Genomic DNA, 12,326 nt, shown 5'->3' with positions numbered 1-12,326 from the left:
ACTAAAGACAAAAATGAAACCCTGGCGAGCATTTATACGGCTATAGCGCGTCAGGATTGCGCCGTCCGGGAGGTACAGACGTGCACCATTCAGACCTTGATCAAGAAACCCAGGACCAGCTCGACGCCGCCGCCTTCCGGCGGCTGCTAGCGCATCTGGATGCGCGCAAGGATGTGCAGAATATCGATCTGATGATCCTGGCCGATTTCTGCCGTAACTGCCTGGGTAAATGGTACCATGCCGCTGCCAGAGACGCCGGGGTCGATATCTCCGATAACGACGCCCGGGAACGGGTCTACGGCATGCCCTACGCGCAGTGGAAAGCCGAACACCAGACGCCGGCCAGCGACGAACAGATGGCCGCCTTCAAGGCGCGTAAAACATCCCCCTAAAAACTACGTCTAACCCTCGCCATTGTCCGCAACGGCCTGCGCTGTATAGTCTCGTCCGACTTTTGGCGTAGGCGATGTCCAGCGAGGGATGAGTCATGATGCGTTGCGGGCTGGCAGCCTTGGGGGCTGCCGCGATCGCTTTTCATATTTCCGCCGCTCCGGCACTGGCCCTGCCCGTGCAGGACAGGGCGCCGATTTTCCAGCCGGGTGCGCCCGGCGAGGCGGCGCGTCAGATCAGCCGCGAGGAATCCCTGGAGCTCGGTCAGAGCCGCTATATTGCGGCCGATGTGCGCTTCATGCAGCACATGATCGTGCACCATAACCAGGCGGTCGAGATGGGTGATCTGGTAGAGGGACGTACTGAACATCCCGGCGTCATTGCCATGGCCGAACGCATCGCTCTGACCCAGGCCTCGGAAATGGACATGATGCGGACCTGGCTGACCCGGCGCGGGGAATCCACAGAGATGGACATGTCCGAGCATGCCCATATGGATCATGCCAATATGGACCACGCCGTTATGGATCACGGCGAAACCGACCACTCCGGGGTCGACCATTCGGCCATGAATCATGACGAGATGGACCACGCAGCCATGGGGCATAATGACCCTTATGCGGACCTGTCGGACCAACCGCTCATGCCCGGCATGCTGTCACCGCGGCAAATGGCCGAGCTGGCCGATGCCAGCGGCGAGGAGTTCGACCGGCTCTACCTGACCGGCATGATCCACCACCACCAGGGTGCGATCGATATGGTCAACGCCCTGCTTGCTCAACCCGGCGGCGCCGAAGACCCGGAAATGTCCGGTTTCGTTTCCGACGTTATCACCGATCAAACCACTGAAATCATGCGCATGCGGGCGATGCTCGCAGACCTCGGCTAGGGGAGGCCCTTTATGATCAAACACTTCAAGACATCCGCATCCATACTGGTCCTGGCGGGCCTGGTAGCGGCTTGCACGACTGGGACCGAAGAGTCCGCTGAGAATGCGGTCGCGAGCAATACCGCGGAGGCTGTGCCCCAGACCCGTGAAGGTCTGGCGCCGGGCCTGTGGGATGCCGAGGAAGCCTCCTCGAACATGCAGCTCGTTCACCATGTGCGTACGCCGGACGCCTTTGCCCAGCCGAATGCCCTTTGGGCTCCGGCTGTCGAGCGCGCCCTGTGGCAGGCCATGGCGGCCGGCGAAGAGGTCGAGCGTCCGCCGAGCCCGATCTCCTTTGCCAATACCGACCTCGCCTTCACCGGCAATCGTGTCGTGATGGGTAATTGGCACGGTTTCAACGTGTTCGAGACCTCTGGCGATGCCGCGCCGGAGCTCATTCTGTCGGTCGTCTGTCCGGGTGGTCAGGGTGATGTCAGTGTCCATGGCGACCTGGTTTTCCGTTCCGTCGAAGACAATCGCGGCCGTCTCGATTGCGGCACCGGCGGCGTGGAGGGTGATGTCAGCGACGAGCGTTTCCGCGGCGTGCAGATCTTTGACATTTCCGATCTGAGCAATCCGCGCCAGGTCGCAGCGGTTCAGACCTGCCGTGGCTCGCACACCCACACGCTGGTTCCGGACCCGAGCGATGAGAATGTGCTCTACATCTACAACTCGGCCACCTCGGGCGTGCGGTCCGGCGAAGAGCTGGGCATTTGCTCCTCCGGTCAGCCGGATGAGAACCCGGAAACCGCGCTGTATTCCATCGACGTGATCCGCGTTGATCTGACCGAGCCGGAAAACGCTGAAATCGTCAATCGTCCGCGCATCTTCGCCGACCGCGAAACCGGCGAGATCAATGGCCTGTGGATGGGTGGCGCGATTGAAGAGGGCGGCCAGGAATCGGCCGTCACCAATCACTGTCACGATATCAATGTCTATCCCGAGCTCGGCATTGCCGCCGGCGCTTGCTCTGGTAATGGCATCCTGCTCGACATCTCCGATCCGGTGAACCCGTCGCGCATCTCCGAAATGGCCGACCCGAACTTTGCCTACTGGCACGCCGCCATCTTCAACAATGCCGGCGACAAGATCGTCTTCACCGACGAGTGGGGCGGTGGTCTCGGTGCGCGCTGCCGTCCGGAAGACCCGGAAAACTGGGGCGCCAATGTGATTGCCAACATCACCGAGGATGGCCTGGAGCGTCAGTCCTACTACAAGATTCCGGGCAATCAGACGGCCGTCGAGAATTGCGTGGCGCACAACGGCAATCTCGTCCCGGTTCCGGGCCGCGATATCATGGTCCAGGGCTGGTATTCCGGCGGTCTCTCGGTGATCGACTTCACCGATAGCGCCAATCCGGTCGAGATCGCCTGGTTCGACCGCGGTCCGCTGTCGGCGGACGAGCTCTATCTCGGCGGTCACTGGGCGGGCTACTGGCATAATGGCTACATCTACGGCGCTGAAATCGTGCGCGGTCTGGACGTGCTCCAGCTCACGCCGTCCGATCTGCTGACGGAAAACGAGATCGCCGCTGCCAATCTGATCCGCTTCGACGAGGCCAATACCCAGGTCCAGGAGCGTTTCGTGTGGCCGAATGAGGCTGTCGTCGCCCACGCCTATCTCGATCAGCTGGTCCGTGGCGAGGCCGTCGATGCCGGGATGGCCGCAACGCTGCGTGCTGCGATCGAGGCTGGTGCGGGCGATGCCGATCTGATGGCCGCCATCGCCTCCGCAGCAGAGGCTGCCGGCGACGCCGACAGGGCCCGTTTCAACGGCATTGCCGGCTATCTGGGCCGCTAACACCTTGCGGGCGGAGCGGCTTCCGGGCCGCTCCGCTCAAGCCCGCCGAGCGGAACTCAGCGGGCTATTGCGCTACTCTTCCGGGAACAGCAACTGGAAGCCCACTTCACTGTCAGGGCATTCACCCCTCAGGCGCTGAAAGCGAACAACCGCTTCGCCAGCGGCGTCATGCGCGTTATCGATGGTGATACGAAGCACCGGGTCTGGCCCTATCGTGTTGATGGTAATCGAATTTATGCTGCCGCGGACGAGTGCGCCGGTGTTGCGACGGATGTCATTGGAGCCGAGCTCACGCCAGCTTCCATTGCTCTCGCGACGGTGCGTTGTGATGACCGTGGCGGTGCCGACTTGATTGGGGATGGCTGCGAAAATCACGCATTCCCGCTCCGCGGCCCGCGTGATCAAAGGCTGGATCACGGCCGGTGTTTGCAGCGTGATCTCGGTCATTTCACCCGGCACGCGCAACGAGGCGATTAGATTGTGTGTGCGTCCAGCCTCGGCCATGCTGCGTATCCGGGATCGCAGGTTGCTCTCAAGCGTGCGCGCCTCCTCAAGCGCCCTGAGCGCCGTATCGCGTTCGCTTTCTGCTTGAACCACCGCCGCGAGCGCCTCATCGAGCGGTCGCCGATCAGCGGTCGACAGATAACCCCCAACGCTATGGCTATAGTCCTCGGAGGCGATCAGCATGCCGGAGCCCGCTGCGATGGCAAAAAGCAGGGCGAAGATGCGTAAAACCGCTTTCGCGTCGCGTTCAAGTGTCACCACGACAGCGGCGCCGGCGATGGCGGCGAGGCCGGCAAGTCCGGCGGGTGGAAGTAACGTCCACCGGTCCATTGCACTGGACGGCAAGTCAAGCAGGCCGATAATCGCTGGCATGGCCAGATTGGCCGCGATGAGAAGCAGGCTCGCAAAAATCAGCACAGCCGCTACGCCGCGCAACACACCCGAAACTGACATGAGAACACCCCCCGTACCCGCGTGGAAGTATAGCGCGGATTTCATGCGCGACAATCGGATGCGAAAGAAAACCGCGCGTGTGTGGCGCGTCAGGCCGCGTGCTTGGCAAACTGCTCGCGGATCAGCTTCAGCTTCGGGTCGATATAGCGCTGGCAGAAGGGGCGTTCGGGATTGCTGGCATAATAGTTCTGGAACTGCGGCGGCGATGCATTGAAGTCCGAGAGCGGCAAGACCTTCGTTATGATCGGCGCTTCGAACCCGGCCTGAAGCGTTTCCAGCACGACCCCTGCTCGCTCTGCCTGGGCCGCATCCAGCGTATAGATCGCGCTGCGGTATTTTTCTCGCATCGAGTGTGCGCTGGTGGAGGCATGGGTGCGCAGATGAATCTCGATCAGGCTGGCCAGATCAATGGCGCAGGGATCGAAGCCGATGCGTACCGCCTCGGACCAGCTGCCGGCGGGCGGGATGGAGCGGATAAAGCCCTGCTCCACCGACGCCACACCGTTCAAGGCGGTAAACACCACCTCTGTGCACCAATGGCAACCACCGCCGAAACCAATCGTCTCAAGCGTCATCGGGTCAGTCGAAATCGGCGGCGCTGTGACGCTCGTGTAATTGCGTCGCTTCACCGCCCCAGGCCTTGTTGACGCGCACGCCGCGCTTGACGGCCGGGCGGGCGGCGAGCTGCTGGGCCCAGCGCTGCACGTTTTTATAGTCCTGCACCGAGAGGAATTCGGCGGCCTCGTAGAGCAGGCCGCGGGCGAGACCGCCATACCAGGGAAAGATCGCCATATCGGCGATGGAATAATTCTCGCCGGCAATGAATTCGCGCTCCGCCAGGGCGCGGTCGAGAACATCCATCTGCCGCTTCACTTCCATCGCATAGCGATTGATCGGGTATCCAAACTTCTCCGGCGCATAGGCGTAGAAATGTCCGAAACCGCCGCCAAGGAAGGGCGCCGAGCCCATTTGCCACATCAGCCAGTTGAACACTTCGGTGCGTTCCGCCCCTGAGGCGGGCAGAAACGCGCCGAACTTCTCGGCCAGGTGAACCAGGATCGAGCCGCTTTCAAAAACCCGTACCGGCTTGTCACCGCTCCGGTCGAGCAGGGCGGGGATTTTCGAGTTCGGATTGATGTCGACAAAGCCGCTGGAGAATTGATTGCCTTCGCCGATATCGATCAGCCAGGCGTCATACTCGGCGTCCTTGAGGCCCTTTTCGAGCAATTCCTCGAACAGGATGGTGACCTTCACACCGTTCGGCGTGGCCAGCGAGTACAGCTGGAACGGATGCTCGCCGACCGGCAGATCCTTCTCATGCGTGGCGCCGGCGATCGGCCGGTTGATCTTGGCAAACCGGCCGCCGCTTTCGGCATCCCAGGTCCAGACTTTCGGTGGCGTGTACGTCGTATCGGTCATGACAATCCCCGTTGGTGTTGAGGGTGAACCTAAGGAGTGGTTCCCGAAGTTCAACGGGCTGGGCCGCGTGCGGCGTGTTCACGATGGCGTGTGGCGAGCGGGTCCCTATTCCTCCTCTTGCCCGGCCACCGGTGCGAAGACCTGCACCATTTCCCGGTAGAACATCCCGAACTCGGCAAACTCGTCGGTGTTTATATTGGTGTTGAAAGCGATGCTCATCCCATAGTCCGGGAAGACCAGAAGCCAGGACTGGGATCCGCGGGAAACCCCGCCGTGATTGGCATTTCGGATAACCCCGACACCTTCAACGTCCCACTCTCGCCAGCGCCAGCCAAGGGCGTAATCCTGTTCATTGGTTTCCCCATTGGTGAGTGCTTGCGGTGTCCAGAACGCCTCGCGCGTTTCCGGCGAAATGAAGTCCTCATCGAGCCAGAGCGAGCCGATGCGCACCAGGTCGCTCGGCGTTGAGGCCCACCCGCCGCCGGGCAGGCGGTGGCTGAGATCAATCGGGCGCCAGACCCGGTAGCGCTGATCCCGGTGGACGTAGAAATTCGCCAGCTCGCCGGAGCGGCCCCGCGGCGCCACGATGGTGGCGCGCGCATCAGCCGGCTCGATGACCTCCCGGGCAATGAGATCGCGATAAGTCACATCGCCGGCTTCGCTCATAGCTGCGCCGAGCAGGACCGTACCGAGGGAGGAATAGTCGAAATTCGTGCCCGGTTCGAAGAGAAGCTCACTGCCGTCAAAGACATCAAGCGCGTCCTGAACACTGGGGTAGTGGCGGCGCATGGTCATGGTCGCGATCAGGCCGGCGGTATCGCTATTGCCGCCATAGTGCGGCACGCCTGCCATGTGTGAGGCGAGCTGGCGCGCTGTGATCGCGGCCCAGGCCTGATTGGGCAGGTCGGTGAAATAGCTCTCCAGCGGGGCATCCAGGTCGAGTTCGCCGCGCTGCACCTGGCGCGCCAGGGCGGTTGCCGTAACCGCCTTGGAGGTCGAGCCGATGCGGAAAACCGTATCCGGTGTGGCCGGTGTGCCGCGGGCAAGATCGCTCCAGCCGGCCGCGCCGCGCCAGACCACTTCTCCGTCTACCGCGACCGCGGCCGAGAGCGCCGGAGCGCCAATCTGCGCGCGCCAGGCTTCCAGCCGGCGGGCGGCTTCTTCACCCGCAGCATCATACTGCGGGTTCAGCGTCTCGTGAGTGACCGGTGCCGCTGCAGACGGCAAGTCCGACCAGCCAAACGGTCCCAGAGGAGCGGCGCCGCGATGGGAGAAGAAACCGTAGACCGGCCAGAGATACCAGATCGCCAGGACGACCAGCACAGCGCAAATGGCTGCAGTGACCTGTCCCCATGAACGCACAAAACCCGGCATTGATCGCTCCCTTGCATTGACCCGCACAGGCAGGCTCGTGGTACTTGTCTCGGACCCATTATCGGCCCTCTTACAAGTCGTAAATGCCCAGTCTTGCCCGCTGTCGCCAAGTGTCGGGAAATGTCGTGAAGCGTCTGATGTCGAAATTGATCGCCGCCCTTCCGCCCCGGCGTGTGCTGTTACAGATCGCCGGTCTTGTGGCCGGGCTCAGCCTAATCCAGACCGCTTCGGGCGGGTTCGACAGTGATGATGTGTCTTTCGGCCACCGGCTGGTTCTTTGGGTCGTAGTGGTCAGTCTCTTGGCGCTTCAATTCCTGGCCGTTTCTGCATTGGTCCGTGTCAGTGGTCTCGCCTCTGCAGAGCGGCGGTGGCCGGGCTGGCTGATCGGTTTAGGGGTCGTCTGGCCACTGGTGTCGCTTCAGGTGGAGGGCCTCAAACGCACACCGCTACTGGCCTATCAGGCGCAAGATCCCCTGCTTGAATTCACCCTCTTCATGGCACCGGGCATCGCCTTTGTCTGCGGCCTGATCGTCATCATCGAGGTTCACTCTGAGCGTCTGCGACGCCAGTCCGAGGCGCAGGCGCGCTGGGTGCCAGAGCCGCTTGATGTGGAGCCTGGCAACGACGCCCGGCCATCCGGCCCGATCCTGTCGATTGAAACGCAGGATCATTATCTCAGCCTGACCAGTTCTGCTGGCCAATCTCTCGTCCGGGCCAGGATGAGCGAGGCGATCGCGCGGACCGAGCCCGGCGCGGGCATGCAGGTCCACCGCTCCTGGTGGGTCGCACGCGAGGCCGTCGAACGGACTGAACGCCGCGGCCGGGACCACGTCCTGGTGCTCACAGACGGCCGCGTTGTCCCCGTCGCTCGCGGCCGGGTGGATCAGTTGAAACAGGCCGGATGGCTCTAGGCGCCGGCCGGATTGGAATTGACCCGCCCCCAAGGCGCTGCTCTACCTGATAGCGTGTTTCTAGCCGGCACTGGGCTGGCATTGAATGGGCTGATGATGTCGATGGAACTGGACCAGATCAGACAATTTGCGACGCGGATCGTAATCCTCTTGGGCGCCCTGTCTGTCACCGCTTGCGCGACGGTGGTCCGGGGTCCCAATACCGATTTCCAGGTGGCCAGCGAACCCCCGGGTGCCCAGGTGACGACGGACTTGCTGACCCGAGAGTCCCAGCGCGCCTACGACCGTATCGATCCGTCCGACAGCGAAGCGCTCGCGGCCTTTATTGGTGAGACCCATGGCTGCGCCGCCACACCGTGTGCGTTTGAGGTTTCGAGGCGCTCCGAGTTCCAGGTCACCGTGACGCTGGAGGGCTATCACCCGGTCGTGGTCGACATCACGAGCGGCTTTGGCTCGGAGGGCCGGGGCGCTTCTGTGGCGGGTGGCGCGGTTGTTGCGACCGGTGCCTATGTCGCGTCGACCGCACTGCTGTCCAGCCTGTCCTCGGCGATCACGACGATAGCGACTTTCGGCACGGTCACAACCGGGGCCTCAGCCGGGTCCTTCGCCGCGGCCGGGGCGGCCACCGGCCTCCTCTTTGGCGGTGCCATGATCGGCATCGACCTGGCGTCAGGCGCGATGCTGAACCTGCAGCCTAACCCCCTGGTCCTCATCCTGATCCCGGAGGACCAGCCGCTACCCAGCGGAGATGAGCAATTCATCGAGACCGAGGAGCAGCTTGAAGAGGTGCTGGAGCGGTTCGAGCAGGGAGATGTGTCGGCGAGCTAAGTTTTGTCGCCTTGAGGACCAACGATTTCGCAAGCGCAACTGCGCGGCCGCAGTTTTCGCGGAAATTGGCCGGACGAATTCAAAGAAATGGGAAGAAATGGTGCCGCTTGCGTGACTTGAACACGCGACCTACGCATTACGAATGCGTTGCTCTACCAGCTGAGCTAAAGCGGCACGCTATTCCCTGACAGCCCAATCGCTGCCCGAGAGGCGGCGGAAACTAACCGCGAATGGGGTTGGCGGCAAGTCCCGTTGCGGTGCGAATTTCACACGGCGGGCTGGAGACGTCGAATGTGCTCGACAACCGGGCGGACAAGGGCCTCGAAATCGGGGGCGCCGCGGTTTTCCAGGATCAGGTCGGCATGCGGTTTTTGCGGCTCGACATGGAGGTCGTGCATAGGCCGGACATGGGTCTCGAACTGTTGCCGGGCGAAGGCTTCGGTGCGCGAGCGTTCGGCGACATCGCGGGCGATGCGGCGTTGCAGGCGCAGCGGGTCGCCTGCCGAGACATAGACACTGAAATGGAAGTGTTCGCGCAGGGCCGGGGCACAGAGCAGGTGCATGCCTTCCACGATCACAACCGGGGCCGGGTGGCGTTCAACCGTGTGCCCGGCACGGCAATGGGTGGCGAAATCATAGACCGGCTGGGCGATCGGGCGGCCCTGGCGCAAATGGCCAAGATGTTCGCCGAGCAGGGCGTGATCCTTGGCGGCTGGTTCGTCGAAATTGAAAGCGGAGGGGTTAAAGTCGGGCATATTGCCGGCGTCGACATAGTAATCATCCTCCGCCAGGACATAGCTGCCCTCATGGGCGAAATGCTGGGCCAGCGCCTGTGACAGGCGCGACTTGCCCGAGGCGGAGCCTCCGGTGATAGCGATCAGGCGGCAGGTCTGGGTCATGCGGCGCGTCCCGCATCCTCGCCATTGAGTTCGTCATCGCCATCGGTCTCGATCCCGGGATCATCCGGCTGGCGTGGCGCTTCGAAATACTGGGTTCCACTGCCCGGTGTCACCCCGCCGGAAGCGGGTTTGGCACGCGGGGCTTCCAGCAGTGCGGTTTCCGGCACCGCCTCCGCAGCGCTTTCATAGCGTTCATAGCGCGGGTGGATCAGGCGGGCTTCATCGCCGAAGACATAGACCATGCGTTTCCAGTCATCTTCGGTATAGGGGAAGGGGCGGCCGTCCTCGTCCATATCGCTCCAGTCGGCCTCGACCGAGGCATGGGCGGCGCGTGTCATCCAGCGGCGGGCCTGTTCGTCCTCATCCTTGAGTCGGGCGAGACGGGCCGCGAGGGCGCACAGGCGAGCGCTGGGTGCGCCTTCCTCGAGGAGCGGTTTCAGCAGGCTTTCGGCGGTGGCGCTTTCGCCCTCATCCAGCGCGATCTCGGCGCGGATCAACTGGCTCTCGCGGTGTTCCGGCTGCAGGTCTGCGAGGGTCTTGAGGCGTTCTTGGCGTTTGCTCCGCGTGTCGGATTTGCGCAGTTCGCGATAGACCCGTGCGGTGACCGGGTGCGGGGCGGCGGTCCAGCTCGCCTCGAGCACGTCCGAGGCCTTCTTGAAGCGACGGCCAGCGGTGAGCAGGCGCGCGGCCAGCGTTGCGGCCGGAGCAAAGTCGGGTGCAGCGCGGGTCGCGGCCTCCGCCAGGTCGCGAGCACGTTCCGGCTGGTCTTCTTCCAGCTTGTTAGCCGCCGCCGTCATGATCACGGCGCGGCGGCGCAGGAGCCGGTCCGGTGCCATCTGCTTGCGGCGCTCGGCTTCATTAAGCGTGTCGAGCGCCTCCTCCCAGCGGCCCTGGGCGATCTGCGCATCAAACAGGGCCTCAAAAGCCCAGCGTGCGCCCTTGGCCCGATTAAACGCGTCCTGGGCGTGCTCCGCGGTAGCGTTGTGGTCGCCGCGCTCATGCGCCAGCTGGGCCAGGCCACGCCGGGCCATGACCCGGGTCCGGTTGTCCTCCAGCAGCGCTTCATAATGCGCCTGGGCGCCGTCGATATTGCCGGCCGCTTCAGCTGCGCGGGCGGCGAGCAGACGGGACAGGGCCGGACGGTCAAGCAGGGCATCGGCGCGGGCGGCCTGGCGCACGGCGGTTTCGCCATCTCCGGCGGCCGAGGCGATCAGGGCTTTTTCCAGCGCGTCATATCCCTGTTCACGGCGGCGGCGGGTGACGAAATTGCGCAGCTTGTCCGGTGAGGACCAGGCCATGTAGATCGCCCACCAGACCACGACCATCAGGAAGGCGAAGACGATGATACCGCCGGCGGCGAGCACGAAAGGCATCTCGGTCTGGATGCCGAGAAATTCGAAGCTGGCCCGGCCCGGATTGAGCGCCAGGAAGGCACCGAGCACGGCGGTGAAAATGGCGAAGGCAACGGCGAGGATGAGGCGGATCATGAGGGATCGGCTCCGAGTTCGGCCGCGTCCTCGGCCAGGGCCTGGCGCAGGCGGGTAATGGCAGCATCCACGGCGAGCCGGGCGCGGGCGGCAATGAGCCAGTCCTGCGCGGCGGCGAGGGCATCGCCTTCCAGCTGCTCGGTCAGGCTGACCGCTGCAGTGAGATCGCGTTCACCCAGACGGGTCTCGGCGAGCGCGGTCAGGGCCAGCGGGTTGTCGCCGTCGCTTCCACCGCTCACATCACGCACCTCGATCAGGCCGAAGAAAATCCGGCCCGGACCGGCGGCTTCGCGGATGGCGGCGGCCGGGAAGTCATCGCTCAGCGTATCGAGATCCGGCACGCCGGCGCGGGAGTATCCGGCGAGGGTTGCGAGATCCGGCTGGCCCCGCCAGAGCCGGGCCAAGGCGGCGCGCTCGGCTTCAAACGGCGTTCCGGTCGCGGCCATGTCGCGCAAGGCGGTCAGGGCCAGGGCGCGGGCGGCGAGCTGTCGATCAGCGTCACTGCTCGACTGAGAGGATGTGGCCGCCGTTCGGGCCGCATCATCGGCCGTGGTTTGCGCGCTGTTCGCTGCCGTCTGCGCCGCGTCCGCGACGGAACGGGCTTCTGACAAGGCGGTTTCCAGCACGGCGATGCGGGCTTCTAGCGCGGCGATTTGCGGGCTGTTGTCGATCGCGGGCGAGCCGGGCTGGTCAGTTGAGCTTTCCAGGGCGGCGATCCGCTCGATCAGGTTTTGCAGGATCGACGGATCAATGGCGCTGCTTGCGGCTTGCTGCGCGGCTTCAAGTGCGCTGCTGGCCGTACTTTCCAGGCTATCGAGATCGCCCTCGAGCGCGGCGATGCGCGCGTCCAGCGGTGAGGTGTCGAAACTGTCCCCGGCGACCGGTGCCGGCGCCTCTTCAAGCGCGGCAATGCGGCCCTCCAGCGGGCTGAGATCCGTCGTCCCCGGCGGCAGGCTTTCCAGCGCTCCGATGCGATTTTCGAGGTCGAGCACCGCCTCGCCGACCGTGGCCTGGGCGACGCGGGCCGGGTCCTCGGCCTCGATCGCGGTGATGCGGGTTTCCAGCCCGGTCAGGTGTTGCGTCAGTGCCGCGCGTTCGGCGGCGGCGCCGTCATCGGCCTGCTGTTCCGGCGCGAAGAACTGACTACCCCAGGCCCCCAGGGCGCCGCCGATGAGCGTCGCGGCGACAAAGCCGGAGATCAGTGTGGTGGAGCCGGGGCGAGCGGATTTTGCCGGCGCCTCGATGTCCGCCGGTTCAAACTCCGCATCTACGGGTTCAGGATCAAGATGTTCGTTGTTCGACGCCATGCCGGAGTATGATTCGGTTGCTACCG

The 12,326-nt window shown here is 63.9% G+C and carries 12 protein-coding genes and 1 tRNA gene; 5 read left to right on the top strand and 8 right to left on the bottom strand.

The genetic code is table 11. From position 1 onward, the window contains the following. Positions 1-80: 80 nt before the first annotated feature. The 3 genes from Q1V51_RS03740 (at position 81) to Q1V51_RS03730 (ending at position 3,118) form a co-directional block, all read left to right on the top strand. The gene (locus Q1V51_RS03740) at positions 81-392 is read left to right on the top strand and encodes a DUF1244 domain-containing protein (protein ID WP_300553039.1); all 312 of its coding nucleotides are present in this window, start codon (positions 81-83) and stop codon (positions 390-392) included. 95 nt (positions 393-487) lie between these two features. Next, positions 488-1,279 carry a DUF305 domain-containing protein gene (locus Q1V51_RS03735; protein ID WP_300553036.1) on the top strand — a complete coding sequence of 264 codons (792 nt, stop codon included), beginning with the start codon at positions 488-490 and terminating at the stop codon, positions 1,277-1,279. Positions 1,280-1,291: 12 nt separating this feature from the next. Next, positions 1,292-3,118: a hypothetical protein gene (locus Q1V51_RS03730; protein WP_300553033.1), complete on the top strand. Its 1,827-nt coding sequence runs from the start codon at positions 1,292-1,294 to the stop codon at positions 3,116-3,118. Positions 3,119-3,190: 72 nt separating this feature from the next. Here the strand turns inward: Q1V51_RS03730 and Q1V51_RS03725 are convergent, their stop codons facing one another. The 4 genes from Q1V51_RS03725 to Q1V51_RS03710 all read right to left on the bottom strand — a co-directional run bounded on the left by Q1V51_RS03725 (position 3,191) and on the right by Q1V51_RS03710 (position 6,868). Then, positions 3,191-4,075, bottom strand: a complete 885-nt coding sequence (locus Q1V51_RS03725; protein ID WP_300553030.1) for a hypothetical protein — start codon at positions 4,073-4,075, stop codon at positions 3,191-3,193. Positions 4,076-4,164: 89 nt separating this feature from the next. Continuing rightward, the gene (locus Q1V51_RS03720; protein ID WP_300553028.1) at positions 4,165-4,650 is read right to left on the bottom strand and encodes a peptide-methionine (S)-S-oxide reductase; all 486 of its coding nucleotides are present in this window, start codon (positions 4,648-4,650) and stop codon (positions 4,165-4,167) included. Between the two features lie 4 nt (positions 4,651-4,654). Further along, positions 4,655-5,494 (bottom strand): glutathione-dependent disulfide-bond oxidoreductase, encoded by an 840-nt coding sequence (gene yghU / locus Q1V51_RS03715; protein ID WP_300553024.1) that lies wholly within the window; start codon positions 5,492-5,494, stop codon positions 4,655-4,657. A gap of 105 nt (positions 5,495-5,599) precedes the next feature. Then, positions 5,600-6,868 carry a serine hydrolase domain-containing protein gene (locus Q1V51_RS03710; protein ID WP_300553022.1) on the bottom strand — a complete coding sequence of 423 codons (1,269 nt, stop codon included), beginning with the start codon at positions 6,866-6,868 and terminating at the stop codon, positions 5,600-5,602. Positions 6,869-7,005: 137 nt separating this feature from the next. Here Q1V51_RS03710 and Q1V51_RS03705 point away from each other — a divergent pair, with 137 nt between their 5' ends. Together Q1V51_RS03705 and Q1V51_RS03700 are read left to right on the top strand one after the other, a co-directional pair. Further along, complete coding sequence (locus tag Q1V51_RS03705) at positions 7,006-7,779, top strand: LytTR family DNA-binding domain-containing protein (RefSeq protein ID WP_300553020.1); 774 nt, start codon at positions 7,006-7,008, stop codon at positions 7,777-7,779. Between the two features lie 96 nt (positions 7,780-7,875). Further along, the gene (locus Q1V51_RS03700) at positions 7,876-8,607 is read left to right on the top strand and encodes a hypothetical protein (protein WP_300553018.1); all 732 of its coding nucleotides are present in this window, start codon (positions 7,876-7,878) and stop codon (positions 8,605-8,607) included. A gap of 98 nt (positions 8,608-8,705) precedes the next feature. Here Q1V51_RS03700 and Q1V51_RS03695 read toward each other — a convergent pair. The 4 genes from Q1V51_RS03695 to Q1V51_RS03680 form a co-directional block, all read right to left on the bottom strand. Continuing rightward, positions 8,706-8,781, bottom strand: a tRNA-Thr gene (locus Q1V51_RS03695). Positions 8,782-8,873: 92 nt separating this feature from the next. Continuing rightward, positions 8,874-9,506, bottom strand: coding sequence for a uridine kinase (locus Q1V51_RS03690; protein WP_300553016.1), 633 nt, complete (start codon positions 9,504-9,506; stop codon positions 8,874-8,876). Continuing rightward, complete coding sequence (locus Q1V51_RS03685) at positions 9,503-10,993, bottom strand: heme biosynthesis HemY N-terminal domain-containing protein (protein WP_300553014.1); 1,491 nt, start codon at positions 10,991-10,993, stop codon at positions 9,503-9,505. The genes Q1V51_RS03690 and Q1V51_RS03685 overlap by 4 nt, the downstream gene beginning before the upstream one ends. Further along, positions 10,990-12,300: a hypothetical protein gene (locus tag Q1V51_RS03680; protein WP_300553011.1), complete on the bottom strand. Its 1,311-nt coding sequence runs from the start codon at positions 12,298-12,300 to the stop codon at positions 10,990-10,992. Before Q1V51_RS03680 ends, Q1V51_RS03685 begins: the two co-directional genes overlap by 4 nt. Between the last annotated feature and the right edge of the window lie 26 nt (positions 12,301-12,326).

Source organism: Maricaulis sp. (assembly GCF_030149235.1).
Taxonomy (GTDB): domain Bacteria; phylum Pseudomonadota; class Alphaproteobacteria; order Caulobacterales; family Maricaulaceae; genus Maricaulis.
This window is presented reverse-complemented; position numbering and strand designations above follow the sequence as displayed.